The organism is Amycolatopsis sp. AA4 (genome assembly GCF_002796545.1).
Taxonomy (GTDB): Bacteria; Actinomycetota; Actinomycetes; order Mycobacteriales; family Pseudonocardiaceae; genus Amycolatopsis.
This window is the reverse complement of sequence record NZ_CP024894.1, coordinates 6,060,689-6,086,852: the sequence shown is the minus strand read 5'-3', so window position 1 is coordinate 6,086,852 and position 26,164 is coordinate 6,060,689. Positions and strand designations below refer to the sequence as shown.

26 protein-coding genes and 1 pseudogene are annotated in these 26,164 nt (G+C 70.9%); 11 read left to right on the top strand and 16 right to left on the bottom strand.

The genetic code is table 11. The annotated features are described in order from the left end of the window. Positions 1 to 438 precede the first annotated feature (438 nt). A complete protein-coding gene (locus CU254_RS28175; protein ID WP_037718089.1) occupies positions 439 to 2,133 on the bottom strand; it encodes a bifunctional 3'-5' exonuclease/DNA polymerase in 1,695 nt (564 codons plus the stop codon). A 252-nt stretch (positions 2,134 to 2,385) separates the two neighbouring features. On the opposite strand from CU254_RS28175, the gene CU254_RS28170 reads away from it, so the two are divergent. Continuing rightward, positions 2,386 to 4,011 (top strand): acyl-CoA synthetase, encoded by a 1,626-nt coding sequence (locus tag CU254_RS28170; protein WP_009081498.1) that lies wholly within the window; start codon positions 2,386 to 2,388, stop codon positions 4,009 to 4,011. A 33-nt stretch (positions 4,012 to 4,044) separates the two neighbouring features. On the opposite strand, the gene CU254_RS28165 is transcribed toward CU254_RS28170, so the two are convergent. Then, on the bottom strand, positions 4,045 to 4,986 hold the full coding sequence (locus CU254_RS28165; protein ID WP_037715083.1) for a hypothetical protein: 942 nt from the start codon (positions 4,984 to 4,986) through the stop codon (positions 4,045 to 4,047). Between the two features lie 385 nt (positions 4,987 to 5,371). Here CU254_RS28165 and CU254_RS28160 point away from each other — a divergent pair, with 385 nt between their 5' ends. The 5 genes from CU254_RS28160 to CU254_RS28140 are packed head-to-tail and all read left to right on the top strand — an operon-like array spanning position 5,372 to position 8,271. After that, positions 5,372 to 5,668, top strand: a complete 297-nt coding sequence (locus CU254_RS28160) for a YciI family protein (protein ID WP_100266902.1) — start codon at positions 5,372 to 5,374, stop codon at positions 5,666 to 5,668. Between the two features lies 1 nt (position 5,669). Then, positions 5,670 to 5,870: a hypothetical protein gene (locus CU254_RS28155; protein ID WP_009081495.1), complete on the top strand. Its 201-nt coding sequence runs from the start codon at positions 5,670 to 5,672 to the stop codon at positions 5,868 to 5,870. Positions 5,871 to 5,915: 45 nt separating this feature from the next. After that, positions 5,916 to 6,671: an SDR family oxidoreductase gene (locus CU254_RS28150; RefSeq protein WP_009081494.1), complete on the top strand. Its 756-nt coding sequence runs from the start codon at positions 5,916 to 5,918 to the stop codon at positions 6,669 to 6,671. 13 nt (positions 6,672 to 6,684) lie between these two features. Further along, entirely contained in the window at positions 6,685 to 7,341 is a 657-nt protein-coding gene (locus CU254_RS28145) for a histidine phosphatase family protein (protein WP_009081493.1), read from the top strand. A gap of 9 nt (positions 7,342 to 7,350) precedes the next feature. Further along, positions 7,351 to 8,271, top strand: coding sequence for an SMP-30/gluconolactonase/LRE family protein (locus tag CU254_RS28140; protein ID WP_009081492.1), 921 nt, complete (start codon positions 7,351 to 7,353; stop codon positions 8,269 to 8,271). Positions 8,272 to 8,352: 81 nt separating this feature from the next. Here the strand turns inward: CU254_RS28140 and CU254_RS28135 are convergent, their stop codons facing one another. Further along, positions 8,353 to 9,180 carry an enoyl-CoA hydratase family protein gene (locus CU254_RS28135; RefSeq protein ID WP_009081491.1) on the bottom strand — a complete coding sequence of 276 codons (828 nt, stop codon included), beginning with the start codon at positions 9,178 to 9,180 and terminating at the stop codon, positions 8,353 to 8,355. Beyond that, on the bottom strand, positions 9,177 to 9,881 hold the full coding sequence (locus tag CU254_RS28130) for an SDR family NAD(P)-dependent oxidoreductase (RefSeq protein WP_009081490.1): 705 nt from the start codon (positions 9,879 to 9,881) through the stop codon (positions 9,177 to 9,179). The genes CU254_RS28135 and CU254_RS28130 overlap by 4 nt, the downstream gene beginning before the upstream one ends. Positions 9,882 to 9,969: 88 nt before the next feature. On the opposite strand from CU254_RS28130, the gene CU254_RS28125 reads away from it, so the two are divergent. From CU254_RS28125 to CU254_RS28110, 4 genes are all read left to right on the top strand, one after another. Then, entirely contained in the window at positions 9,970 to 10,743 is a 774-nt protein-coding gene (locus CU254_RS28125; protein WP_050788482.1) for a PaaX family transcriptional regulator C-terminal domain-containing protein, read from the top strand. An 8-nt stretch (positions 10,744 to 10,751) separates the two neighbouring features. Continuing rightward, positions 10,752 to 11,543 carry a tryptophan 2,3-dioxygenase gene (locus CU254_RS28120; protein WP_009081488.1) on the top strand — a complete coding sequence of 264 codons (792 nt, stop codon included), beginning with the start codon at positions 10,752 to 10,754 and terminating at the stop codon, positions 11,541 to 11,543. Further along, entirely contained in the window at positions 11,540 to 12,739 is a 1,200-nt protein-coding gene (locus CU254_RS28115; protein ID WP_037715081.1) for a kynureninase, read from the top strand. The genes CU254_RS28120 and CU254_RS28115 overlap by 4 nt, the downstream gene beginning before the upstream one ends. 147 nt (positions 12,740 to 12,886) lie before the next feature. Beyond that, complete coding sequence (locus CU254_RS28110; RefSeq protein WP_037715079.1) at positions 12,887 to 13,960, top strand: Glu/Leu/Phe/Val dehydrogenase dimerization domain-containing protein; 1,074 nt, start codon at positions 12,887 to 12,889, stop codon at positions 13,958 to 13,960. A gap of 69 nt (positions 13,961 to 14,029) precedes the next feature. Here the strand turns inward: CU254_RS28110 and CU254_RS28105 are convergent, their stop codons facing one another. From CU254_RS28105 to CU254_RS28085, 6 genes and pseudogenes are all read right to left on the bottom strand, one after another. Next, positions 14,030 to 14,884, bottom strand: coding sequence for an IS3 family transposase (locus CU254_RS28105; protein ID WP_009077419.1), 855 nt, complete (start codon positions 14,882 to 14,884; stop codon positions 14,030 to 14,032). Continuing rightward, positions 14,881 to 15,204, bottom strand: a complete 324-nt coding sequence (locus CU254_RS44380; RefSeq protein WP_234392755.1) for a helix-turn-helix domain-containing protein — start codon at positions 15,202 to 15,204, stop codon at positions 14,881 to 14,883. The genes CU254_RS28105 and CU254_RS44380 overlap by 4 nt, the downstream gene beginning before the upstream one ends. 39 nt (positions 15,205 to 15,243) lie before the next feature. Next, positions 15,244 to 15,315: pseudogene (locus CU254_RS45045) on the bottom strand (hypothetical protein); the annotation flags it as partial. Between the two features lie 484 nt (positions 15,316 to 15,799). After that, positions 15,800 to 15,985 (bottom strand): DUF5302 domain-containing protein, encoded by a 186-nt coding sequence (locus CU254_RS28095; protein WP_078560919.1) that lies wholly within the window; start codon positions 15,983 to 15,985, stop codon positions 15,800 to 15,802. Between the two features lie 71 nt (positions 15,986 to 16,056). Then, positions 16,057 to 16,473, bottom strand: a complete 417-nt coding sequence (locus CU254_RS28090) for a hypothetical protein (RefSeq protein ID WP_009081482.1) — start codon at positions 16,471 to 16,473, stop codon at positions 16,057 to 16,059. Between the two features lie 92 nt (positions 16,474 to 16,565). Then, entirely contained in the window at positions 16,566 to 17,432 is an 867-nt protein-coding gene (locus tag CU254_RS28085; RefSeq protein WP_009081481.1) for an alpha/beta fold hydrolase, read from the bottom strand. Positions 17,433 to 17,501: 69 nt separating this feature from the next. On the opposite strand from CU254_RS28085, the gene CU254_RS28080 reads away from it, so the two are divergent. After that, positions 17,502 to 18,212 carry a TetR/AcrR family transcriptional regulator gene (locus tag CU254_RS28080; RefSeq protein ID WP_009081480.1) on the top strand — a complete coding sequence of 237 codons (711 nt, stop codon included), beginning with the start codon at positions 17,502 to 17,504 and terminating at the stop codon, positions 18,210 to 18,212. Between the two features lie 204 nt (positions 18,213 to 18,416). On the opposite strand, the gene CU254_RS28075 is transcribed toward CU254_RS28080, so the two are convergent. From CU254_RS28075 to CU254_RS28050, 6 genes are all read right to left on the bottom strand, one after another. Then, the gene (locus tag CU254_RS28075; RefSeq protein ID WP_037715077.1) at positions 18,417 to 19,046 is read right to left on the bottom strand and encodes a TetR/AcrR family transcriptional regulator; all 630 of its coding nucleotides are present in this window, start codon (positions 19,044 to 19,046) and stop codon (positions 18,417 to 18,419) included. A 105-nt stretch (positions 19,047 to 19,151) separates the two neighbouring features. Next, positions 19,152 to 20,846, bottom strand: coding sequence for an NAD(P)/FAD-dependent oxidoreductase (locus tag CU254_RS28070; RefSeq protein ID WP_009081478.1), 1,695 nt, complete (start codon positions 20,844 to 20,846; stop codon positions 19,152 to 19,154). Then, positions 20,843 to 21,619, bottom strand: a complete 777-nt coding sequence (locus CU254_RS28065) for a carbon-nitrogen hydrolase family protein (protein ID WP_009081477.1) — start codon at positions 21,617 to 21,619, stop codon at positions 20,843 to 20,845. The genes CU254_RS28070 and CU254_RS28065 overlap by 4 nt, the downstream gene beginning before the upstream one ends. After that, positions 21,616 to 23,001 carry an amino acid permease gene (locus CU254_RS28060; protein ID WP_037715075.1) on the bottom strand — a complete coding sequence of 462 codons (1,386 nt, stop codon included), beginning with the start codon at positions 22,999 to 23,001 and terminating at the stop codon, positions 21,616 to 21,618. Before CU254_RS28060 ends, CU254_RS28065 begins: the two co-directional genes overlap by 4 nt. A gap of 1,180 nt (positions 23,002 to 24,181) precedes the next feature. Beyond that, entirely contained in the window at positions 24,182 to 25,447 is a 1,266-nt protein-coding gene (locus CU254_RS28055) for a HAMP domain-containing sensor histidine kinase (RefSeq protein WP_009081474.1), read from the bottom strand. Between the two features lie 5 nt (positions 25,448 to 25,452). Next, entirely contained in the window at positions 25,453 to 26,136 is a 684-nt protein-coding gene (locus CU254_RS28050; protein WP_009081473.1) for a response regulator transcription factor, read from the bottom strand. Between the last annotated feature and the right edge of the window lie 28 nt (positions 26,137 to 26,164).

Genomic DNA, 26,164 nt, shown 5'->3' with positions numbered 1-26,164 from the left:
GTGCAGCGGCTGCTGAGCGAGCCGCCGAGGTCGGCGCGGTTTGGTGGGGGCGGCTGTTTGCCTGGATGTCGTTCCGTGGTGCCTGTGTGCTTGCGTGGGCGTCGGGCGGTGCGTTGGCTCGACCGGGCCGCCGAGGCTGGCGCGGTTGGTTGGGGGCGGCTGTTGCCTGGATGTCGTTCCGTGACGCCTGCGGGCTTGCGCGGACGTCGGACGGCGCGCTGGCTCGACCGAGCCACCGAGCCACCGAGCCACCGAGCCACCGAGGCCGACACGGCTCGGTTGCGGGCGGTCGCACGCCAGGGACACATTCCGTAGCCCCTGCGCGGCGCGCTCGCCGGGTCGCGCAAGCACCATGCGAAGGTCCGAAATCGGCCCGAAATCGCCTGGCCCGGTCCGCCGCGCGAAGTCTCCTCGCTCCGTCCGAAAAGGGTCAGCGCCTCACTTGGCCTCCGCATACGTGTCCACCGGTTTAGCGTGCATCGGAAACCGCACCGGACAAGCTTCGCCGAAGACCAACCGGGCTGCTTCCTGGATTGACGTCTCCACGATTTCCGCGACCTCGTCCGCCAGTTCGGCAGGCGCGTGCACGATCACCTCGTCGTGCAGGAAGAACACCAGATGCGCCGGGTCCGGCAGCCGACCGCGCAAAGTCGCCAGCAGGACCGCCGTCAGGTCGGCCGCGCTGGCTTGCACCACGAAGTTCCGCGTGAATCGTCCCCAGCTGCGCGAAGCCCGGCGCGCGCGGGTTTCCGTTGCCTCGTCCTCGGTGAGCCCGCCGGTCAAGGCGCGCCAGGCCGCGGACGGAGCCGGGGACGTACGGCCCAGCCGGGACCGGACCCGTTCGCCGCGTTCGCCCGCCGCGGCCGCACGCTCCACATAGGACACTGCATCGGGAAAACGCTGACGCAGCAATGCAAGCAACGGCCCCGCCTCACCGGAGGTGCCGCCGTACATCGCGGACAGCATAGCGATCTTCGCGCGCGAACGGTCGTCTCGCGTGTCCCCGGGGCGGAGCGGGACGTAGCGGGTGCCGGAGAACAGGGCTTCCGCAAGTCGGGCATACAGATCGGTGGCCGCGGCGACTTCGGCCAGGCGGCGGTCGCCGGACAGGGCGGTGAGGACGCGCGGCTCCAACTGGGCACCGTCGGCGACGACGAGTTTCCAGCCGGGATCCGCGGACGCGCACGAGCGCAGCGCGCGCGGGATCTGCAGCGCCCCGCCGCCTCGGGTGGCCCAGCGGCCGGACACCACGCCGCCGACGACGTAATGCGGGCGGAAGCGTCCGTCGGTGACCCATTCGTCCAGCCACGCCCAGCCGTTGGCCGAATGCAGCCGCGACAGTTCCTTGTACTCCAGCAGGGGCGCGACCGCGGGATGGTCGATGTCCTGCAGCAGGTACTTCCGCGCCGCCGGGACCTCGATCCCCTCCCTGGCCAGCGCGCGGACGACGCTGGCCGACGAGTCGGGATTGACCGGACGTCCGCCCAGCGCCGCCGAGATCTTCGCGGCGAGGTCGACGAGGGCTTTCGGGCGCTGACCAGCGGGTACGCGCGGTCCGAGGCGTTCTTCCAGCAACCGCAGGTGCCGGTCGGCGCGCCAGGGCAGCCCGGCGGCGGAGATCTCGGCGGCGGCCAGCGCGCTCGCCGATTCGGCGGCGAGCAGCAGGCGCATCCGCGCGGGGGCCTCGGTGGCGGCGACGCGTTTTTCCTGTTCGGCCAATACCCGCCGGGCCGCGGCGACCACGGTGACTCCCGGCGGCAGGCCGGGGCCGCGCGGGGAGAACAGTGTGGGCTGCGCGTCCTCGCCGAAGGCCGGGCCGTCGTCGGGCGGTTCCTCTCCGTTCGCCCGGGCCCACGCGGCCCGCAAACTGCGCGATTCGCCCTCCCGGCCCTCGTAGGCGAGCAGGAGCCCTTCGGCGAGCGAGAGGTCGTGACACCGGCCCAGCCGCACCCCGGCCTCGATCAGCGCGGGATAGGTCTCCTCGACCGAGGGCAGCACCCAGCGCGGGCTCTCGGCCGCCTCCAGCCGGCGCACCTCGTCGGCCCAGTCGGCGCGCGAAAGCCCGCGGAGGGTCCCCGCCGGGCCCTCGATCGTGTAGCCGGAGTCCTCCTCCCGGCCGGTGATCACCTGCACCGTCACATTGTGCGGACCAGCACCGACAATTTCCGCCCGCCCGGCGCCCAGCCGTCCGTGAAGGGCTCCTTGCGGGACTCAGATTCCCTCAAGGAGCCCTTCACGGACAGCCGGTGACCGGTACCGGAGATTTCCGCCCCGGCCGGGCACTGGTGCGCGGCCGGGCCTTGCTTTACTGTCGAGTAACCCCCATACCGACGGTACGGAGGCCGTCGGCGTGGGCGCTCCCGCCGCAGCAATGGAGGTGCCCGGATGAGTGTGGCCGAGCTGGCCGGCCAGGTGGCCGGGAAGCTGACCGAGACCGTGCGCAGCGTCGAGGTGATGCGCCGCGCCGGGCTGGTGCCGTTTCCCCGCCTCGACGAGGGGCTGCGGTCCCTCGTCGCGATCCGCAAGTACGGCCCGTTCGCCGGCGCGAACCACATCGCGGCCCGGCGCGATTCGACGGCCGTCGGGATCGTCGACGACCTCGGCCCGCTCACGTTCAAGCAGCTCGACGACCAGTCCAACGCGCTCGCTCGGGCCTGGTCGCAGCGCGGGCTCGGGCCGGGTTCGGTGATCGCCGCGCTGTGCCGCGACCACCGCGGGCTCGTGGTCACGATGGCCGCCTCGGGCAAGCTCGGCGCGCGGCTGCTGCTGATGAACACCGGGTTCGCCAAACCGCAGTTCGCCGACGTCGCCAAGCGCGAGGGCGTCACCGCGCTCGTCTACGACCAGGAGTTCACCGGCCTGCTCGACGCGATCGACGAGGACGTCGACCGCTACCTGGCCTGGGTGGACGAACCGGGCGGGCACGAGATCCCGGTGCTCGCCGAGATCATCGCCAGCACCGACGACCGCCCGCTGCCCGCGCCCGCCAAACCCGGCGGTTTCGTGCTGCTCACCAGCGGAACCACCGGCACTCCCAAGGGAGCGCCGCGACCGCACACGTCCGCGCTGGCGTCGGCGCAGTTCCTGGACCGCATCCCGCTGCGCGCCGGCGAAGCGACCTTCATGGGCGCGCCGCTGTTCCACGGCACCGGGCTGTCGCAGTTCATCCTCAGCTTCGCGCTCGGCTGCACGGTGGTGATGCGCCGGAAGTTCGACCCGGAGGCCACGCTGAAGGGCGTCGCCCAGCATCGGTGCACCGCGCTCGTGCTGGTGCCGACGATGCTGCAGCGGATCGTCGACCTGCCGAAGGAGGTCCGCGACCGGTACGACACGTCGTGCCTGCGGATCATTTTCGTCGCCGGGTCCGCGTTGTCGCCGGATCTCGGCAACCGGGCGAACGAGCAATTCGGCGACGTCGTGCACAACCTGTACGGCTCCACGGAAGTCGCGGTGGCGACGGTCGCGACGCCGGAGGACTGGAAGCGCGCGCCGGGCACGGTCGGCCGCGCGCCGGTCGGCTGCCGCGTCGCGCTGTACGACGAACACGGCGGCAAGATCACCGAACCGCACGTGACCGGGCGGGTGTTCGTAGGCAGCGGGCTCAGCTTCGGCGGCTACACCGACGGCCGCAACAAGGAGATCATCGACGGTCTGCTGTCCAGCGGCGACGTCGGCCACTTCGACGAGGAAGGTCTGCTGTTCATCGACGGCCGCGACGACGAAATGATCGTCTCCGGCGGCGAGAACGTCTTCCCGATCGAGGTGGAAAACCTCTTGGTGGAGCGCGAAGACGTCCTCGAGGCGGCGGTGATCGGAGTCGAGGACGCGGACTTTGGCGAGCGGCTCAAGGCCTTCGTGGTGCGGGCCGAGGGCTCGACATTGGACGAGGACGGCGTGCGCGAGTACGTGAAGGCGAATCTGGCGCGCTACAAGGTGCCGCGGGATGTGGAGTTCCTGGACGAGCTGCCGCGCAACGCGACCGGGAAAGTGCTGCGGACCAAGCTGAGCTGAGCGCGGTCACGCAAAGACGCCCGGCAGCCGGATTCACGAACCCCAGCCGATGCCGAAAATCCCCGGTCCGAAATCCAAGGCGATCGCGTGCACGCCGTTGCCGCTGTCGAGCCGCAGCCGGCGGCGGGCCGGGGCTTCGTCGGTGGCGTTCGCGTATTGCCAGCAGCGAGCGGGCACCGCGGTCGGGTCGAAGCGGACCTCCAGCAGGTACTCGCGGACCGGGCGGCGGAATTCCCGGTAGTGCGTGGCGCGGCACTGCGGATACGGCGGGCCGGAGTTGCGCAGGGTGTACTCGATGAGGTGCGTTTCGCCGCGTTCCAGCGCGCGGTCGAAGAGCAGTTCGGCGACCAGGATGCCGTGGTCGTCGTCCACTTCGGCGCGTCCGACGCGGCAGTTGCGCACCGGCTGCAGCTCGGGCACCGCCGTCGCGTCGCCCTGTGCGTACACCAGCAGCCAGCGGTCCTGACCGTCCGCACCGGACTGGAACACCGCGCGCGAGGTGACCGAGCGCTGGCCGCCGTCGGCCGCGATGTCGCAGCGGTCGTGCAGGCCGATGAGCTTCAGCTGGTGCTGCTGGTCCAGTGCGTCCGGCGCGCCGACGCGGTCCAGCAGCGGCTGCAGGATCTCGCGGGTGAACGTGACCGGTTCCTCGCCCGCCCGGTCGCGTCTGCTCGCGCCGCGCGGACGGGGCGGCGGCAGCAGGCCGAGCAGGGCTCCGTCGGGGACGTCGAGGATTTCTTCCAGCACCCGCACCGCCGACAGCGATCCGGCCCGTTCCGGCTGGCGTTTGCCGGACTGCCAATAACTGAGCGCGGTGACGCTGACCGCCGCGCCTCGCGCGCGCAGCCGGGCCTGGATCCGGTCCAGGGAAAGCCCGCTGGCCCCGATCGCGGCGCGCAGCGCGCTCGCGAACGCGGTCCGGGCACCTCCGTCGGTGTCCGGACCGGCGTGGTCTTCCGCCTGCCGCTGCGTCATGTCCCCCGCCCGCCCCCGCTGGTAACCGACCGTGCCGAGCCCGACACAGGCACGGTAGCAGCCGCCCGACCAGGTTGTACCGCCGTACCATTCGGACGAACGGGCTAGTACTGGCAACTGGCAACCATTGCCGTGACCTGCGCGGTCGCGATTCCATGGCCAGGACGGAACGCGCCGCCCCCGGCGCGTCCCGGTGCCTCGGCCCCGGCAGCGCGGACCGCGCCCCGCGCCCGGCCGGCGGCCGCGCCCGGAACCGGTGGCCCGGCATGCCCCCAGAGGCCGGGCCACCGGTCATCCTCGCTGACTTGCGCCGGCGGCCGAAGCGGCAGACCATGAGCGCGATCCCCGTCAGCGGGGCGGTTTCCCTCGATCGCAGGTGATCGAAATGGCGAAATTCCTTCTGCTTTACCGCGCCGACCAGTCGGCCGCGGAGCGCATGGCCCAGGCGTCGCCGGAGGACCAGGCGGCCGGCATGCGGGCTTGGCTGGCGTGGTTCGCCAAAGCGGGCGACGCCGTGGTGGACGGGGGAGCGCCCACCGCGGGCGGCGACGGCACGATCGGCGGGTACTCGATCCTGCGGGCCGATTCGGCGGACGCGGTGCGGAGCCTTCTCAAAGGCCACCCGCACGCCGAGGTCGGCACGATCGACGTGCTGGAAATCCTTCCGCAGCCGGGGGCGTGAGATGGCCGAGCCGGAATTCGACGGAAAATGCGCGTTCGCGCTGAGCCTCGGGCCCGCGAGCAAAGCACCCGCGGGCAAGCCGCAGCACTCGCTCGAGATCGACGGCAAGACCTACTACTTCTTCGGGGCCGTGCCGAAACTTCTGTTCCGGCTGATTCCCGGCAGCCGGGAACGCGCGGACCGGAGGTGGGCGGCCCGGTGAGCCGCGGGGCCGCCCGCTGGGTTACCAGCGGGTAGGCTCCGGGGCATGGTCTTGCGGCAGAACATCCTGATCACCGGAGCCAGCTCCGGTCTCGGCGAGGGAATGGCCCGGCAGTTCGCCGCTCGCGGCCGCAATCTCGCGCTGTGCGCCCGGCGCACCGAACGGCTCGACGACCTGGCCGCGGAGCTGCGCGCCGCGTACCCGGGGATCACCGTCGTCACGCGTGCGCTCGACGTCACCGACCACGACCGGGTCTTCGCGGTGTTCGAGGAATTCCGGTCGGAACTCGGCAGGCTCGACCGCGTGATCGTCAACGCCGGGCTCGGCAAGGGCCAGCCGGTCGGCGCGGGCCGGTTCGACGCCAACCGGCAGACCCTCGAGACCAATCTCGTCGGCGCGGTGGCCCAGATCGAGGCGGCGGCGGGCATCTTCCGCGAGCAGCGCGCCGGGCATCTAGCGGTGATCTCGTCGTTCATGGCGCTGCGCGGTTTCCCCGGGAATCTCACCGCGTACTCCGCGTCGAAGGCCGGGATCTCCGCGTTCACGGACGGCGCGCGGCTGGAACTGAGCAGCCACGGCGTCACGGTCACCGACGTCCGTCCCGGCTACATCAGCTCCGAGATGACCGCGCGCTCTACCAAGCGCAATCCGCTGATGGTGTCGGCCGAAGCCGGTGCACACGCCTTGGTCAAGGCGATCGAAGCGGAACCGAAGCGCGCGTACGTGCCTTCGTGGCCCTGGGTGCCGCTGAGCCTCGCGGTACGCTTGGCCCCTGGCCGGTTGCTGCGGAAGTTCTCCTGACGGGACGGCGTGAATGGGTGCGATTTACCTGATCCGGCACGGGCAGGCGTCGTTCGGCGCGGCCGATTACGACGCGTTGTCGCCGCTGGGTTTCGAACAGTCCACATTGGTCGGTGCGGAGCTGAAGCGGCGCGGGGTCGAGTTCGCGCAGGTGCGCTCGGGAACGCTGGCCCGCCAGCGGGACACCGCGGCGACGGCGTTGAAGGCCCTCGGCTGCGACGTCCCGGTGATCGAGGACGAACGCTGGAACGAATACGACCACGTCGACATCGCGCGGCACCACGCGGGCGGTGCGCCGCAACAGGATTCACGCGAGTACCAGCGGCTGCTCGACGCCGCGCTGACCGCGTGGGTCGACTCCGGCGACACCGGCCCGTGCACGGAAAGCTGGCCGGTTTTCCTCGGCCGCTGCACGGCGGCGCTGGCCGAGCTGGCCGGTTCGCTGGGCAAGGGCGAGAACGGGCTCGTGTTCACCTCCGGCGGCGTGCTGGGCGCGGTGGCCGGGTCGTTGCTGGGCACGCCCGGTCCCGGGCTGCTGAAGCTGAACCGCGTCACGGTGAACACCGGGATCACGAAGCTGACGTCCGGGCGCGGCGGCGTGACTCTGCTGTCCTTCAACGAGCATCCGCATCTCGAAGGCGAGAACGCGCGGCTGCTCAGCTACCGGTAGGAGGCCGGCGTGCGGTTCGGCGAGGTCGCGATCGTGCCGGTGAACGGGCACGGTCCGGAAGACGTGGTCGTGGACGCCGAGGGCCGGGTCTACACCGGCGTCGACGACGGCCGGATCCTGCGCGTTTCGCCGGACGGACGGCGGATCGACCTGATCGGCGACACCGGCGGCCGCCCGCTCGGGCTGGAGCTGTACGGCGACGGCGAACTGCTGATCTGCGACGCCCGCGCCGGTTTGCTGACCATGCCGCTGGCCGGCGGCGAGCCGACGACCCTCGCGACGTCCGGGGCCGGGCTCGACTTCGTGTTCTGCAACAACGCCGCGGTCGCCGCCGACGGCACGGTCTACTTCACCGATTCCTCGCGCCGCTTCGGCATCGACAACTGGCGCGACGACCTCATCGAACAAACCGCGGGCGGACGGCTGCTGCGCCGCACGCCGGACGGCCGCATCGACCTGCTCGCCGACGGCCTCCAGTTCGCGAACGGCGTCGCGCTGCCGCCGGACGAATCCTTCGTGGCGGTCGCCGAAACCGGCGCGTGCCGGGTCAGCCGGATCTGGCTGACCGGCCCGCGCGCGGGCGACCGCGACCTCCTGATCGACGACCTGCCCGGCTTCCCGGACAACATCTCAACCGGTTCGGACGGACTGATCTGGATCACCGAGGCGAGCCCGCGGCTGCGCGCCCTCGACGTCGTGCGCCGCCTGCCCCGCGCGGTCCGGGCGGCCGTGCGCGCTCTGCCGGACGCGGTGCAGCCCGCCCCGAACCGCCGGGTGGGCGCGGTCGCCGTCACGCCGGAGGGCTCGGTGGTGCGGGAATTGCGCGGGGAGATCCCGGGATTCCACCTGCTGGTGGGCATCCGCGAATACCACGGCCGCCTGTGGTTCGGCTCGCTGGAAGAAAACGCGATCGCCTACACCGACCTCTAGCTGTCCGTGAGGGGAACCCTGAGGGACTCAGAGTCCCTCAGGGTTCCCCTCACGGACGATCAGCGGACGATCAGCGGGCGGTCAGCGGCCGGTCCACTGTGGACTGCGACCGGCGGCCCAAGCGGCGTAGAACTCCTTGTGGTCCTTGGCCGTCATCAGCAACGCCTGCGTGATGGCTTCCAGTTCGATCGAGCTGCCCAGGTCGCTGTCGAGTTCGCGGGTCAGCAGCACCTTCGTGGTGGAGTACGCCAGCGCCGGGCCGTCCGCGAGGCGGCGGGCCAGTGCGGCGGCCTCGTCGGCCAGTTCGGCGTCCGGCACGACCCGGTTCGCCAGCCCGATCGCTTCGGCGCGCGCGGCGGGGAGTTTGTCGCCCAGCATCAGCAGTTCCGTCGCGCGGCCGAGGCCGACCAGGCGCGGCAGCAAGTACGCCGAACCCATGTCCGCGCCCGCCAGGCCGACCTTCGTGAACAGAAACGCGAACTTCGCCGATTCGGCCAGCAGCCGGAAATCGCTCGCCAGCGCGAGGACTGACCCGGCACCGGCCGCGACGCCGTTGATCGCCGCGATGATCGGGATCGGCGTCTCGCGCATGGCTTTCACCACCGCGCCGGTCATCCGGGTGAATTCGAGCAGTTCCGCGGTGTCCATTTTCTGCAGTTCGCCGATGATTTCCTCGACGTCGCCGCCCGAGCAGAACCCGCGGCCCTTCCCGGTGAGCACGAGCACCCTGACGTCGCCGCGGTGCGGCAGTTCGGCGACGAGGTCGCGCAGGTCGGCGTAGACGTCGAAGGTGAGCGCGTTGAGCTTTTCCGGACGGTCGAAGGTCACCGTCGCGACCCCGTCGTCCACCGTGAACTCGAAGTGCTCCCACGATTTCGTGAGCGGGACGCTGGCGCGGAACGGGCTCATTTCTGGATTCCTCCACCGTCGAGTACGAGGGTCTGTCCGTTGATCGCGGCCGCCTCCGGGGCGGCGAAAAACTCCACGGCGTACGCGATTTCGCCGGGTTCGAGCAGCCGTCCGAGCGGGGAGGCGGCGGCGAGCGCGGCTTCCGCGTCGGCCTCGTCGCGGCCGGTGCGCTCGCGGATCCGGGCGACCGACGTCGCGGTCATGTCGGTGCGCACGAACGACGGGCACACCGCGTTCGACGTGACGCCCGTGCCGGCCACTTCCGCCGCCACCGCGCGCATCAAGCCGACCGCCGCGTGCTTCGACGCGGTGTAGCCGGAGGTGTAGCGCGCGCCGGCCAAACCGGCGGTCGACGCGACCGTGACGATCCGCCCGAAGTCGCGCTCGCGCATCCCTGGCAGCACCGCGCGAGTGCACAGGAACCCGCCGGTCGCGTTTACCTCGAACTGGCCGCGCCAGTCGTCGAGACCCGTTTTCGCGAGCGGCGCACTGGAGGACACGCCAGCGTTGTTGACCAGCACGTCGACCGGTCCGAGCTGGGCGAAATACGCGCGGACGGCGGCTTCGTCGGTCACTTCGCATTCGGCGCGGCCGGGGGAGTGCACGGTCGCGCCGGCCTCGCGGAACCGCTCGGCGACGGCCGCGCCGATGCCGCGGGTGCCGCCGGTGACCACGACGACTCGGTCGGAAAAACTGCTCACTCCCGAAAGCTACACTGCAGCGGGCTGAGGTGTATAGAGTTGCCTCGTGCCCGACACCGAACCCGCCCGCACGCCCCAGGAGCTCGTGATGACGCTGCTGGGCAGCTACGTGCGCCCGCGCGAGAGCAGGCGCGTGTGGTCCGGCGGGCTTGTCGCCCTGCTGCACGAGCTGGGGTTCTCCGACGGCGCGGCCCGGATCGCGCTGACCCGGCTGGTGCGCCGCGGCCTGCTGTCCCGGCACCGCGAGGGCAGGCTGGTGCACTACTCGCTGACCTCGCGCACGGTCGCCCTGCTCGACGACGGCGACCGGCGGATCTTCGGTCTCGGCCGCCGGGACGAACCGGCCGGGACCTGGACCGTGCTGTGGCAGAACATCCCGGAGACCCGCCGGAAATCCCGCGAACGGCTGGTCCGGCGGCTGCGGTTCCTCGGGTTCGGCCCGGTCCAGGACGGCACCTGGCTCGCCCCGCACGACCGCGAGGCCGAGGTGCTCGCCCTGCTGAGCGAACTCGAAGTCGCCGAATACGCCGGGCTGATGCTCGGCACCCCGTCGGCCGCGCTCGACGTGCGCCGGCTCGCCGGACGGGCCTGGGACCTCGACGGACTGTCCGCCCGGTACGCCGCGTTCGTCGCCGAATTCGGCGGCACGCCGCGCGGGCTCGGCGACCCGGAAGCGTTCGCGGTGCGCACCCGCCTGGTGCACACGTATCGCGAATTCCCTTCGCTGGACCCGGAACTGCCGTCCGAGCTGATCCCCGCGCCGGGCACGCGGGCCGCCGCGGTCAAGCTGTTCCACGACCTGTATTCGGCGCTCGCGCCACCCGCGCAGCGCCACTTCGACCGAACCCTGTCCACGAGATGAGGAACCCGATGACCGGAACCGACGACACCCAGGCCGCGCTCAGCTACACGTCCTATCTGGCGCTCGACGAGGTGCTCAGCGCGCAGCGCCCGCGCTCGGACGAACACGACGAACTGCTGTTCATCGTGATCCACCAGGTCTACGAGCTGTGGTTCAAGCAGATCCTGCACGAGGCCGCGTTCCTGCAGGAGAACCTGGAGGCGGGCAACACCGCGCATTCGATCCGCACGCTGCGCCGCATCCTGACCGTGCTGAAGGTCGTGGTCGCGCAGATCGACGTGCTGGAGACCATGACGCCCAGCCAGTTCACCAGCTTCCGCGCCCGCCTCGACGCCTCCAGCGGCTTCCAGTCCGGCCAGTTCCGCGAGCTGGAGGCGGTGCTCGGCCGCCGCGACGAGCGCGTCTTCGCGCACTACCCGGACGGCGGCGAGCAGCGCACCCGGATCGCCGACGCGATGCGCCGCCCGTCGGTGTTCGACTCGTTCCTGACGTATCTGTCCGGAAAGGGCTACCCGGTCGCCACCGATCGCGACGTGACCCGTCCGCTGGAGCCGTCGCCGGAGCTGCAGGAAGTGCTGCTGAAGGTCTACGAGGACGACGGCGGCCCGTCGGTGCTCGCCGAGGCGCTGGTCGACCTCGACGAGGGCCTGCAGGAATGGCGCTACCGGCACGTGAAAATGGTCGAACGCACGATCGGCGACAAGACCGGCACCGGCGGTTCGTCCGGCGCGACCTACCTGCGCACGACGCTGTTCAACCCGATGTTCCCGGACCTGTGGGCCGTCCGGAGCCGGCTGTGACCACTGTGGAATCCTTGCGCGCCAAGGAAAACGCGCTCGCTCCGCACTACTCGCGGTTCCGCGTCGCCGACCGGTTGCTGCTGTCGGCGCATTCGCACCAGGCTTGGCCGGATGTCGCCGAAGAGGGCCTGCGCGAAGCGTTCGCCGACGCCGCGGAGGAGGTGGACGAGAAGTGGGGCCGGGCGTTCGCGAAGGCCGACGAGCTGCGGAACGGGTTCCGGCAGTGGCTGTCCGATCCGCACGGCGACTACGCGCTCGGCCAGAACACGCACGAACTCGTGCTGCGGTTCCTGTCCGCGATCGAACTGCGGAAGCGGCCGCGTCTGGTGACCACGGACGGAGAGTTCCACACTCTGCGCCGCCAGCTCACCCGGTTGGCCGAGGAAGGCGTCGAGGTCGTCCGCGTGCCCGCCGCGCCGGTCGCGACCTTGGCGGAACGGCTCGCCGAGCAGGTCGACGACCGCACTGCCGCGGTGCTCACGTCGGCAGTGCTGTTCGAGACGTCGTGGATCGTGCCGGGCCTCGCTCATCTGGCTGATACCTGCCGGAGCCGCTCGGTCGAACTGGTCGTTGACGCCTACCACGCGGTCGGCGCGGTCCCGTTCCCGTTGCACGACCTCGGCCTCACCAACGCGTGGGTGCTCGGCGGCGGCTACAAGTACCTGCAGCTCGGCGAGGGCAACTGCTTCCTGCGCCTGCCCGCGCACGCCCAGGAACTGCGTCCGGTGATTACCGGCTGGTACGCGGAATTCGGCGCCCTCGCCGACGAACGCCGACCGGACGAAGTCGCGTACGCACCCGGCGGCGACCGCTTCGCCGGAGCCACGTACGACCCGTCGAGCCACTATCGCGGCGTACGCGTGCAGCAGTTCTTCGCCGAGCAAGGACTCACCGCCGAGTTCCTGCGCGAGGTGTCGCAGCACCAGGTCGGTCTGCTGGCCAGCTGTTTCGACAGTCTCGGCCTTCCGGACGACGTCGTCACCCGCGATCGCGAGACCCCGCTCGACGGCATCGGCGGTTTCCTCTCGCTGCGCAGCCCGGTCGCCGGGCAACTGTGCGAACGCCTGGCCGCGCGCGGCGTGCGGACTGACAGCCGGGGCCACTACCTCCGGTTCGGACCCGCGCCGTACCTGTCGGATGAACAGCTGGAGACCGCGATTTCCACCCTTCGGGAAGCTGTCGCGGATCTGGGGTGAAGCTCCCGGGATGCGGGTGGTGGCCCGGAGAACGGCGAAGTAGGTTGACGGTGTGCACTGCGGAACGGGCAACCCCCGTTCCCCGGTGCGCACCGTTCACACATTTGCGCGGCCACGAGCCGCGTGGGAGACAAAGGAGTCACCACCGTGACCGAAGGCGTGTTCGGCCGGCACAGCGGCCATGAACAAGTCGTGTTCTGCCACGACGAGGCCAGCGGGCTGAAAGCCATCATCGGCATCTACTCCACCGCTTTGGGCCCGGCCCTCGGCGGCACCCGGTTCTACCCGTACGCCACTGAGGACGCCGCGCTCGACGACGTTCTGGCGCTCTCCAAGGGAATGGCGTACAAGAACGCCCTCGCCGGCCTCGACCTCGGCGGCGGCAAGGCCGTCATCATCGGCGACCCGAACACGCTGAAGTCCGAAGCGCTTCTCCGCGCGTACGGCCGCTTCGTGGAATCCCTCGGCGGCCGCTACATCACCGCCTGCGACATGGGCACGTACGTCCGCGACATGGACGTGGTCGCCCGCGAGACCCGGCACGTCACCGGCCGTTCCCCCGAGGACGGCGGCGCGGGCGACTCGTCGGTGCTCACTGCTTTCGGCGTGTACCAGGGAATGCGGGCGTCCGCGGACCAGGTGTGGGGCGTGCCCGAACTGACCGGCCGCCGCGTCGGCGTCGCGGGCGTGGGCAAGGTGGGCCACATCCTCGTCGGCCACCTCGTGGAGGCCGGCGCGCGCGTGGTGCTCACCGATGTCGCGCCCAGCGCCGTGGAACGCACCCGCGCGGCGTACCCCGACGTCGAGGTGGTGTCCGATGTGGACACCATGATCGGAACCGAACTGGACGTCTTCGCCCCGTGCGCGATGGGCGGCGTGCTCACCGACGAGACCGTGGCCGCCCTGCGCACCCAGATCGTGTGCGGCGCGGCGAACAACCAGCTCGCCCACCCCGGCGTCGACAAGCTCCTGGACGACCGGGGCATCCTGTTCGCCCCGGACTACCTGGTGAACGCGGGCGGCGTGATCCAGGTGGACGACGAACGCCACGGCTTCGACTTCGCCCGCGCCCAGCGCAAGACCGCGGCCATCTTCGACACCGCGAAAGCGGTGTACGAGCTGGCGAAGGCCGACGGCGTGCCGCCCGCCGCCGCTGCCGACCGCCTGGCCGAACGCCGGATGTCCGACGTAGGCCGCCTGCGCTCGATCCTCACGGTGTAACTCCGGCGACGTCCGTGAGGGGAACCCTAGGTGAACTGGGCCCCGGAAGTTGGACTGGTTATGTAGAGGTTAGGCGGCGAGGGTCTGGGCCCGGTATTCGGCCGGGCTCAGGCCTTGGAGCGTGGTGGAGATGCGGGTGGTGTTGTACCAGTCGATGTAGTCGTGCAGTGCCGTGATGAACGTGTCGACGGTGTCGAACTTGGTGTGGTGGAAGAGTTCTTCTTTGAGGTGGCCGAAGAAGTTCTCGGCGACGGCGTTGTCCAGGCAGGTGGCTCGCCGGGACATCGACTGGGTCAGGCCGGCGTCGGCGAGCAGGGAGCGCCAGGAGGCGTGCCGGTACTGGAAGCCCTGGTCGGAGTGCACCAGCGGGCGGGCTCCGGCGGGCAGGGTCGCGATCGCGGCGCGCAGCGAGGAGTTCGTCAGCTCCAGCGTCGGGGACGGCCCGCAGGCGTAGGCGATCACGGACCGGTCGAACAGGTCGATCACGGGCGAGAGGTAGACCTTGCGGTCGCCGATGCGGAACTCGGTCACGTCGGTGACCCATTTGGTGTCCGGGGCCTCGGCGCCGAACTCGCGGTTGAGCAGGTTCTCGGCGGCCGTGCCGGGCCGGCCGGGCCAGGACCGGCGCCGGCGCGGCCGCCGGACCTGGCAGACCAGGCCGAGGGCGTTCATCAGCGCGAGCACGGTTTTCTTCGCCACCCGCCAGCCGGCGCGGGCCAGGACCGTGTGGATCCGCCGGTGCCCGTAGCGGCCGCGGGCGGCCTCGAACGCCTCGGCGATCGCGGCCTTGAGCCCGGCGTGCGGGTCGGGCCGGTCGGGCCGGGCCTGGTGGTAGAAGAACGTCGACCGGGCCAGGCCCGCGACCGCCAGCAGCACCGGCAGCGGATAGTCGGCCTTGAGGGCGGCGACGGCCTGGGTTTTCACCCTCGCCCCTGCTCCCTCAAGGCCCGCAATTTTTTTAGGTAGGCGTTCTCCGCCGACAGCCGCAGGTTCTCCGCCCGCAACCGCTCCAGCTCGCCGGGACCCGGCGAGTCCGCGACACCGGGCGGACGGCCTTTCGGCTTGGGCCGCAACGCGTCCTCTCCCTCGCGCCGATACGCCCGCGCCCAGTTCTCCACGAGTTTGGGCGAGGACAGCCCGTGCTCGCGCGCCAGCTCGGCCGCGGTCGCCTCGCCGCCGACATACCGGCGCACGACCTCCAGCTTGAACTCGAACGCGAACGACCGCCTGCCTGGCTTGTCCATCAGCGCTCCCGCGCTCCGCAGCCTCCAACGATCACGCAAGCGTCGCACGGCACCCGCCGACACCCCCAACCGGGACGCCACGGCCTTCGCGCCATACCCGTCCTCGAACAACGCAACAGCGGACGCCCGCTGCCACTCAGACAACGAACTGCGTGGATGCAACGAACCACTCCCCGGACAGCTGGAACTGGATTCCCAGTCCAACTTCCGGGGCGCAGTTCAAGGGGACTCTGAGTCCCTGAGGGTTCCCCTCACGACCCGCCCGTCGCCGCCCGGGATGCGCCCCAATGTGGCATTGGGTGCGTCAGACGCACCGAACGCCACATTGGGTGCGTCACATGCACCCAATGCCACATTGGGGCGCAAGCCCCGCACGCCGCTCCGCTCAAAGCAACCACGCACCGCAGCCGCGCAACAAACCGCAGCCGCTGCACTCAAGCACCGGGGGCACCCAGCCTTCCCCCAACCCTGATACGAAGCCGCCCTGCGGTTCGGGGGTGCTTGTCAAGGCATCTTTCCCGCCTTGACAAGCACCCCCGAACCGTCAGCACAATCAAGCTTCGGGGTGCCCCACGCACACCCCGAACAGCGGCAATCAGCCGCTCTTCCGCCGAAAAGTCCGCTTGTTGGCCGCAGGCCCGTGCGCGTGCTGGCTCTGCTGCCCGCCGTTCTCGTGGGCAGCCCCCTCCCGAGCCTTGGCTTGCTTCCGCTCCAGAGCCTCGCGGAACTGCCGCTTGACGTCGCCCTCCCCGTCGCTGGGTGCCGGTTGCGCTTCACTCATGGCTGACCTCCGAAGGTGACGACGTGATACCCCGCCAGCCTGGCGCCCTTAGCGCACCTTGGCGAGCCATTTCAGAGTGACGCCACCCGGCGGTGGCCCGATTCGGCAGCCTGCCGCGGCTCCGGCACGACAGCCTCCGCGAAGACCGGGCGAACCCGCTGAACCGCCCGCCATCCGGCCCCGGCGACCAGCCCGAACCCCGCCGCACCAGCCAAGATCGCCGCGGCCCACCCGGTCGCCGCGGTGAAAACCAGGGACCCGGACCGGCCGTACGCGAAGCCGGACAGCACCGCCCACCCCACCGTCGCCACCCCGGCCGCGGCGAGGGGAGTCGTGAGCACTGCCACTGCGCCGACCGCGAGCCCGACGGCCCCCACGGCAAAACCGGGATGCGCCGCGGCGAGCCTCGCCGCGCTCGCAGCCGCCACCACCGCCACACAACCGAGCGGAAAACCGAATCCGCCGGCCAGCCGTTCTTCAGTACGCATGCCCCATGGCACCCCGCGCGGGCGCGGAGTACTGGACGCGCGGACAAGTTCCGTACGCCCCGGCGGTCGTTATTGACGGCTTCTTGACCTCGTCAGGCCCGGGCAGCCGCGCGGACGATCGCGGCCACGATCTCCGGCCACAGCGGCTCCGGCAGGTCGTGTCCCATGCCCGGGACGATGACCAGTTCCGCGTCCGGGATCGCCGCCGCGGTGGCCTTCCCGCCGCTGACGTCGATCATCACGTCGGAGTCGCCGTGCAGCACGACGGTCGGCACCCGGACGTCGTGCAGTCGTTCAGTACGGTCGCCCGACGCGACGACGGCGGCGGCCTGCCGCTGCATCCCGACCGGATGCCGTGCCCGGTCGTAGTTCCGGGTTGCCTTGCGCCGCAGGTATTCCTCGGTGGCCGGATAACCCGGCGAGCCCGTCACGCGGTAGTTCGCGACGCTCTGCTCGATCTGCTCCTCGCGAGTTTCCGGCGCCGGCCTGGTCAGCGTCTCCAACGCGGCGGGCGAGACCTGGCCGACCGAGGGGTCGCCGGTCGTCGACATGATCGACGTCAGGCTCAGCAGCCGGTCCGGATGGTCGATCGCGACCTGCTGCGCGACCATCCCGCCCATCGACGCGCCGACGAGGTGCGCTTTCGCGAAACCGAGCGCGTCGAACAGGCCGACGGTGTCGTCGGCGAGGTCCGAGAGCAGGTACGGCGCCGGGGCCGTGCCCGCCATGATCCCGGCGAGGTCCGGCGTGCCGAGTTCGTCGAACCAGGTGGACAGGCCCGCGTCGCGGTTGTCGAAGCGCACCACGTGGAAGCCCCGGCTCGCGAGCAGCTCGCAGAACCCCTCCTCCCAGGTGATCATCTGGGCGCCGAGTCCCATCACCAGCACGACCGGCGGGGCGGCCGGATCGCCGAACGTGTCGTACTCGAGTTCGAGGCCGTTGGCCTGAGCGCGTGGCATGCCCCGATCATGCCGCAGCGCGGAACCGCGTGTGGCCGAGCCGGCGGGGCTCCGGTTACGGTGCACGGCATGCCGACTCCGCGTGCCGGACAGCGCGCCCGGTCCCGTTCCGCGGCCGGGCTGCCCGCGGTCACCGCGAAGAAGGTGGTCGACGCGGCGGTGAAGCTCACCGTCGAACGCGGCCTGGAGAACTGGACGCTGCGGCAGCTGGCCGCCGCGATCGGCGCGTACCCGGCCGTCGTCTACCACCACGTCGGCGATCGCGACGCGGTGGTGTGCGCGGTGCTCGACCGGGTCGTCGGCCAGCTGCGGCTGCCGGACGAAAACCTGGCCTGGCAGGACTGGTTCGTCGAACTGCTCACCGGCCTGCGCGAGGTGCTGCGCAAACATCCGGGCACGGCGCGCCGGATGGCGTCGTTCGGCCCGTCGGTGGCCGCGGCCACGCCCACGGTGGAGCGCGGCGTGCGGATCCTGCTGGACGCGGGCTTCGGCGACGAGAGCTCGCTCGCCTACACGATGCTCACGACCACCGCGTGCCAGTACGTCGCGCTGGAGGACGACCGGGACTGCAGCCTCGGATTGCGCCTGGACAACACCGAGGAGTACGCGTCCTTCCGCGACCGCGAGGACCTCCCCGGCATGGCCGCGCACGGCCGCGCGATGCAGGAGCTGCTCTCCGATCCCGAGGCCGCGACCGGCTACCATCCGCGGCTGTTCGACTTCGCGATCCGCAGCTGCATCGACGGGCTCGCCTGCCGATTGGCCGGGCTGCGGGGCTGAAATTCGCGAAATTGCTCCGCCGGGGCCGCCGCGCTGGGCCGTCCGCGTGGTCGTGGTGAAAAGTCGGGCCGCCGCTGCGCCGACCGACACCGATTCGACGCTTTCCCGGCGTAGCGTGGACAGCTACCGGGGGCCTCGCCTCCGGAAGGGGCCCCCGGCACTTTCCTCCCCCCTCGTGGTGCCGGGGGTTCTCCTTCCGGTGTTTCAGTGCTGGGGCGGATGCTGGATCGCGGGGAAGACCTGGCCGACTACGGTCACGAGCGACATGGTCAGCAGCGTGTGCACCTGGCGCCGGTCCAGCGAGCGGTGCACGAGCCATTCGCGGCCCGCCGCCTTCACCATGCCGGCGAACGCGCGCACCGCGGCGTTCAGTTCCTCGCCGTGCGCGCTGTCGCGGGACAGCCCGACCGCCTCGAGGACGCGGTCCGCCGACGCGCGGTCGGCTTCGGCGACGATCCGGTCCACCTCCGGATCGCGGCCGATGCCCTCCGGCGCGATCGCGGCGAGCCACAGCTTCTCCTGCCCGCGCACCATGTCGAGCAGCCAGTCGATGGCGGCGTCCGCGCGTACTTCCAGCGGGCCGTCCGGCAGAATCTGCACCGCAATCCGCGGCACAGTAAGCGCACGCCGAACGATTTCGAGGTACAACTCCCTTTTTGTTCCGAAATAATGATTGATCAGTCCGCGGGCCACGCCTGCCTCGGCCGCGATGTCCGAAGTGGACACTTCCGAATACGGTCGTTCGCCGAACAGTCGCGCCGCACAGGCGTAGATCTGCTCTTTGCGTTCGTCCGGTTCGAGTCGCCGCCACTTCGGCGCCGGATCGGTGCTCATGGCATCAGTTTGGCATGATCGGTTCAGTAAGGCGGATTGACCGGGCGGAATGTCGCGGCGGAAACACGTTCGGCTGCTACCGCGCGGTATGGGTTGACGACCCGGTCAGTCCGGAAGCGCGATCGGCGCGAGGTCCGCGAAACGGTCTCCCGGACCGGGATTCGCCGGATCGCTCGCGCCGCCGAAGTGCCGCTGCACGCCCCATACCGCGTTGAGCGCGGTCTGCACGGCGCCCTCGGCCCAGCCCGCGGTCCACGAAATGTCGTCGCCCGCAAGGAACAAACCGCGATAGCGCTCGGGCAGTGAATCCTGCACGAAGTGCGTGAAAAGGCGGTGCTGGTACCGGTAATGCCCGGGCAGGTTCGCCTTGAACGCGCCCATGAAATGCGGTTCGGCTTCCCACGACACGGTCACCGGGTCGCCCACGATGTGCCGCCGCACGTCGACGCCGGGGTAGATCTCGCGCAGCGACTGCAGCATCACCTCGACGCGGTCGGACACGGAAAGCGGCAGCCACTTCAGCGAATCGTCGGCCCACGTGTAGGACAGGCAGATCACCGCGGGCCGGTCCGGGTCGTCGCCGAGAAGGTAAGTGCCGCGCGGCATCCGGTCGGTCAGCGTCATGCTCATCGTGTCGCGGCCGGTGACCGGGTCGCGGTCGAGCCAGAACGGGCGGTCGACCGGAACGAACACCTTGGAGGAGGCCATGTAGTGCGTGCGCTCGATGGCCGTCCAGTGGTCGATCGGGAACAGCGCCTCGTCGCATTCGATCTTCGACAGCAGCATCCAGCTCTGCGCGGTGAACACCGCGGCGCCGAACGTGCGGATGTGGCCGGAGGCGTCGGTGACGGTGACGTTGTTCGGCGCGGTCCGGTGCAGCCGCGTGACGCCCGGCCGCGGCTGCCCGTTTTCGTGCAGGGAAGCCAGATTCGTGCCGGACGGCCAGTGCGCGAGCTTCTCCGGGACGTGCTCCCACAGCCGCTTCGGGAGCTGCCCGCTGCCGCCGACGATGCTGCGGTGGTCGTCGTCCGCGCCGGTATAGACCACGCGGAGGATTTCGAGAATCGAGTTCGGGAAGTCGGTGTCCCAGCCGCCGGTGCCGAATCCGACCTGGCCGAAGATCTCCCGGTGCCGGAACGAGGAAAACGCCGGGGAATCGCACAGGAATCCGTAGAAGGTCTGGTTGTCGAGCCGGGGCACCAGCTCGTTCCAGATCTTTTTGACCGTCGCGGCGTCGCGATTGCGGATCGCGGTCTGCATCTCGGCGAACGACGCGTGCTCGTCGAGTGTCCGCTGCCATGCTCGCGCCACTTCGCCGTATACCTCGGGCAGATCTTCCGGCGTGCGCGCGTAATGGCTGTGGCCCTTGAGGTCGACAACCGTGCTCGGCGTAGCGGGCGAAAGCGGGTTCGGGAACGGCGTGGTTTCCAGCCCGGCCTTGTCGATGTAGTGGAACAGCGAAGTCGACGACGGCGGGAACCGCATCGCGCCCATCTCGGCGACCACGTCGTCGGGCAGCCCGGGGAAGTGGTGCGTGCGCAGCCGTCCGCCGATGCCGTCGATCTCGTACACGACCGGCCGCAGCCCGAGTTTCATCAGCTCGTAGGCGGCCACGATGCCGGAGAGGCCGCCGCCGATGACCGCGACCTCGGTGCCGTGCACCTCCTCCGGCACGCTGCCGAGCCCGGCCGGATGCGCGAGGTAATCGTCGTAGGCGAACGGGAAATCGGGGCCGAACATCGTGATCGGCCGGCCGGCGGGTTCCTCGGCGTGGATCGCGGCGGGAACTGCGGAGGTCATGCCCGGGGTCCTTCGGTGAGAGAGCGGTACAGCGACGGCCGTCGGTCGGCCAGGTACGGAGTTTCGGCTCGTGCTTGAGCGAGCGCAGCGGGGTCGAGTTCGGCGAAGAGCAGCTCTTCGCCCGGCCCGGCCTTCGCGACGACGTCGTCCGGAGACGCGACTGTCGAGCGTCCGCAGTAGGTGAGTTCGCCTTCGGTGTCGCAGCGGTTCGCGTACACGATGTACAGCTGGCTTTCGTGCGCCCGAACCGGAATGAGCAGGTCGGCGACGCGCTCGTACGGCCGCATCAGCGCGGTGGGGACGAGCAGCAGGTCCGTGCCCGCGAGCGCGTGCGCGCGGACCAGCTCGGGGAACTCGACGTCGTAACAGATCAGCAGACCGGTGCGGAGGCCGTTGAAGTCGGCCTGCACCACCGGCTCGTCACCAGGGGAGAACTGATCGCGGTCGAGGTCGCCGAACAGGTGGGTCTTGCGGTAGTTCGCGAGCCGTTCCCCTTGTGCGGAAAGCAATTGCGCCGAGTTGTACACCGCGTCGCCGTCGCGCTCGGGGTAGCCGTAGACCAACCCGATCTGGTGCTTGGCCGCCAACGCGCCCAGCTCGGCCGCGCGCGGCCCGTCCGCTGGTTCCGCCAACTCGGCGACCGCTTCCGCACCGATGTTGTAGCCGGTGGTACCCATTTCAGCGGTCACGACCAGTTCAGCGCCGCGCTCCGCCGCCGCGGCCATCGCCTCGGGCAGCCGGTCGTGCGGTCCTTGGTGGACAGCGATGATCATCGGACGGTCTCCGCCAGCCGGGAGCGCCGGATGCTGTAGCCGAAGTAGATGACGAGGCCGAGCAGCATCCACGCGCCGAACACGATCCAGGTCGCCCCGTCGAGGCTGAACATCATGTAGGCGCAGCAGAGCACTCCGAGGATCGGCGTGACCGGCGAGAACGGCACCCGGAAGGAGCGCTGCGCCTCCGGGCGGCGCTTGCGCAGGATCAGCACGGCGACGTTGACCAGTCCGAAGGCGAACAGCGTCCCGATGCTGGTGGCGTCGGCGAGCTTGCCGAGCGGGATGAACGCGGCGAGCACCGCGACGAATCCCGACACCACGAGCGTGTTGGTGCGCGGCACGCCGGTTTTCGGATGCACGGCGGACAGCGATTTCGGCACGAGCCCGTCGCGCGACATGGCGAAGAGGATCCGCGTCTGTCCGTAAAGGACGGTCAGCACGACGCTGGAGATCGCCACGATCGCGCCGATCGCGAGCAGGATCGCCCAGAGCGGGTTGCCGGAGATCGTGGTGAGCACGTGCGACAGCGCGGCTTGTTTGTCGCCGAACTCCTGCCAGGGCAGCGCCCCGATCGCGGCGACCGCGACGAGGCAGTAGAGAACGGTCACGATGGCCAGCGACAGCAGAATCGCGCGCGGCAGGTCGCGCTGCGGATCGCGCGCCTCCTCGCCGGCGGTGGACGCGGCGTCGAACCCGATGTAGGAGAAGAACAACTTCGCCCCGCCGGCGCTCATCCCGGCCAGCCCGAGCGGCAGGAACGGCGTGAAGTTCTGCGCCCGGACGGCGGTGAACGCGATGGCGCAGAACAAGATCAGCGTGCCGATCTTCACGACGACCATGATCGCGTTGGCCCGCGCGCTTTCCTTCGCGCCGGACAGCAGCAGCACCATCGCCAGCAGCACCACGACGATCGCCGGAATGTTGACCAGCCCGCCGTCGCCCGGGGGCCCGCTGAGCGCGTCCGGCAGCGTGACGCCGAACGCCAGGTGCAGCAGTTCGTTGACGTACTGCCCCCACCCGACCGCGACCGACGCGACCGAGACGCCGTACTCCAGCACCAGGCACCAGCCGCACACCCAGGCGACCAGCTCGCCGAGCGTCGCGTACGCGTAGGAGTACGAGGAGCCGGAGAGCGGGATCATGCCCGCCAGCTCGGCGTAGGAAAGCGCGGAGAACAACGCGGTGATCCCGGCGAGCACGAACGAAACCACGACCGCGGGCCCGGCCACCGGAACGGCTTCGCCGAGCACCACGAAGATCCCGCTGCCCAGGGTGGCCCCGATGCTGAGCATGGTCAGCTGACTGAGCCCGAGCGACCGCTTGAGCGGCCCGTGATCGGCCTCGGCGACCAGATCGGTGACCGGCTTGCGGCGCAGCATCGCCGAAGCGAGCCTCCCGCGCGCAGGACTGGACGAGGTGGTGCTCACCGGGCGGCTCCTAGCGATGGATTGTGACGGCACTGTCGACTTCGAGCCACGGTATCGATCGAAAATTGCCCCGAGAACCGAGATCTGTTGTGGAAAAACGGAGGTGAGGGGTGATTCATTGCGCTCTCGGAGTCGGTTTCGGCGGGGACACTGCCTGGGCCGGGTGGGCTCGCAGGCCGTTCCTGACTGTAAGTGATCGGGGATGGGGGCCTTCGGCGGCGGGTTTGGCTGCGCAGGTCGGGCGGGCTGGGCGGGGTTGAGCGTTGCGGATGGCGGGCGTGGCTGGGTGTCGGGTGCGGTGGGTTTGTTTGGGGGCGGACGGGCGTGGGGTCACGGCACGAGGTGCGGCCGGGGTGCCGGATGTGGTGGCGCTGGGCGTCGCGGGTTTCGGCTGCGGGTTTGCCTGCGCAGGTCCGGCGGGCTGGGCGGGGTTGAGCGCTGCGGATGTCGGGCGGGGCTGGGGCCCGGGTGCAGTCGGTTTGTTTTGCGGGGCGGACGGGCGTGGGGTCGCGGCACCAGGTGCGGTCGGGGTGCCGGATGTGGTGGTGCTGGGGCGTCGCGGGTTCGGCTGCGGGTTCGCCTGCGCAGGTCAGGCGGGATGGGCGGGGTTGGGGGCTGCGGATGCCGGGCGGGTGCCGGGTGCGGCGGCCGGGCGGATAGAGGTGGGACGGCTTTGGAACCGCCGGTTCCGGGCACTGCCGAGGTGGCCGGGGCATCGCAAGTTCGGCTGGGGCGGGGTGACGTGGAGCTGCGGGCACCGGGCGAAACTCGGATGCCGGACAGCGGGGTAGTGGCGCTCCAGGTTTCGGCAGCGGGGCCGATGGAGACCGGACGTCCTGGAGTCGCGGGCCCGGGCACGGCTGGGTGCCGGACGCGGAGCCGCGGTGCATCGCGTCATTCGGCTGCGGGACGGGTGGGAACGGAGGCACGAACGCGCGGCGGTGCGCGCTCGCGGGTCAGAGAGGGAAGGCTCGGTGCGATGGACGAGGCACCGCCAAGTCCCGGCTGCGGTGCGTCGGCTCGGTGGGTAGGCCTCCGCAGCGCGCAGCGGGCGAGGAGTTGCGGGCTGGTCCGGTCGCCCGCTGAGCAGGTCGGCGGCGCGAACGAAGGCACCCCGCTTCCGGAAACCGGGTCAGGAGGAGGGTGCTTCCGGAAGCAGCAGCGTGAACGTCGGCGGATCGGGGCGCGACAGGCGGAGGCGGCCTCCTTCGGCTTCGGCCAGGCTTCTTGCCAGGCGGAGGCCTATTCCGTGTCCGCCGGGGGTGTGGTCGGAGAACGGGTCGCGCTCGCCCAGGTCCGGGCCTTCGTCGACGACGTCCACGGCCAGGGCGCCGCCGGCGTCGCGGGCTCGGACGGTGATCGTGCCTTCGCCGTGGTTCACCGCGTTGTCCAGCAGGACTGCCAGTACCTGGCGGACCGCGGGGGCCGAGGCGCGGGCGGGCGGCGGGTCGGTGATTTCCAGGCGCAGTTCGCGGTGGTCGGGCAGGGGGACGTCGCGCAGCTCCGCCAGCAGGGCGGGCAGGTCCAGTTCGTCGCGCGGGGAGCGGCGTTCCCGGGACAGCGCGAGCAGGTCTTCGACGGTCCTTTCCAGCCGGTCGGCGGCGGTGATGCCGGCGCGGATGGCCGCGTACGGGTCGCGGCCGGGGGTTTCCAGGGCGGACTCCAGCTGCAGGCGCAAGCCGGCCAGCGGGGTGCGGAGCTGGTGCGACGCCTCGGCGGAGAAGGCGCGTTCCCGTTCCAGCGTTTCGCCGATGCGGGTCGCGGTGACGTCCAGTGCCGCGCCGACGCGGTCGATTTCCGGGATCGCCGAGCGCCGGGACCGGGCGGAGAAGTCGCCCTCGCCCAGCCGGGCCGCGGCGCACGCCAGGTCCTCCAGCGGGCGGGTCAGCCGTGCGGCGATGCGCCGGGCGACCAGCCAGCTCGCGAGCACCGCGCCGATCGCGCAGCCGGCCATCACCAGCCAGGTGACGCCGACGTCGCGGGTCAGCGCGGACCGGGGGAGCGCCGCGCGCACGATGCCGGTGAGGCGGGCCCCGGTCAGCACCGGGACGGCCAGCACGTCCTCGTCGCCGACCTTCTGGTTCAGCATGTCGCTGCGGCTGGCCGTGACTCCGCGCACGACGTCGTCCGCCGTCGGCGGGCCCACCCCGGCGAGCAGATGGCCCTTCGGGTCGTAGACGCCGACCTCGGCGCCGTCCTCGTTCTCCGGGACCTGGAAGGGCTCGCCGGCGGCGAGCGCGTCGGACACCCCGACGGCCGTGCCGTCGGCGGCCCGTTCCAGCGCGGACGTGGTGTGCGTGCGGAAGTACCACAGCGCCCCGATGGCGAGCGGCAGCCCGAACAGGCTCGTGGCCAGGACCGCCGCGAGGACGGTGAGCGTCACGATCCGGCGGCGCACCCCGTTCAGTCCCCCTCTAGCCGGTATCCGTGCCCGCGCAGGGTGGCGATCCGCGGCACCTCGTACGGCGACTCGGCCGCCGAGGCGAGCTTCCGGCGCAGCGCGGCGATGTGCACGTCGAGCGTCTTGGTGGAGCCGTGCCAGTGCGAATCCCACACGTCGGACATCAGCGTGTCCCGGCTCACCGCCTGGCCCGGCTGGACGGCCAGCCGCGCGAGCAGGTCGAACTCCCGCGCGCGCAGCACGACCTCCCGGCCGCCCAGGCTGACCCGCCTGCTCGCGATGTCGACCTCCAGCGCGCCGATCCGGACGACCGGCGTCGACGGCGCGGCGGGCGCGCCCCGGCGGAGGTGCGCGCGCACCCGGGCGAGCAGTTCGGCCAGCCGGATGGGCTTGGTGAGGTAGTCGTCGGCCCCGGCCTCCAGCCCGACCACGACGTCCATCTCGTCCGCCCGCGCGGTCAGGATCACCAGCACCGCGCCCGGCAGGGCCGAGCGGAGCCGCCGGCACACCTCGACGCCGTCCACGTCCGGGAGGCCCAGGTCCAGCAGCACGAGATCGGCCGCGGTCTCGCGCAGCGCGCTTCGTCCGTCCCGGCACCATTGCACTGTGTGGCCGTGCCCGCGCAGCGCGGAGTCGAGGACGCTGCCGATCGCCGCGTCGTCCTCCACCACCAGTACCTTCGCCATGAGGGAAGCCTAACCGGAGCCCTCCTGC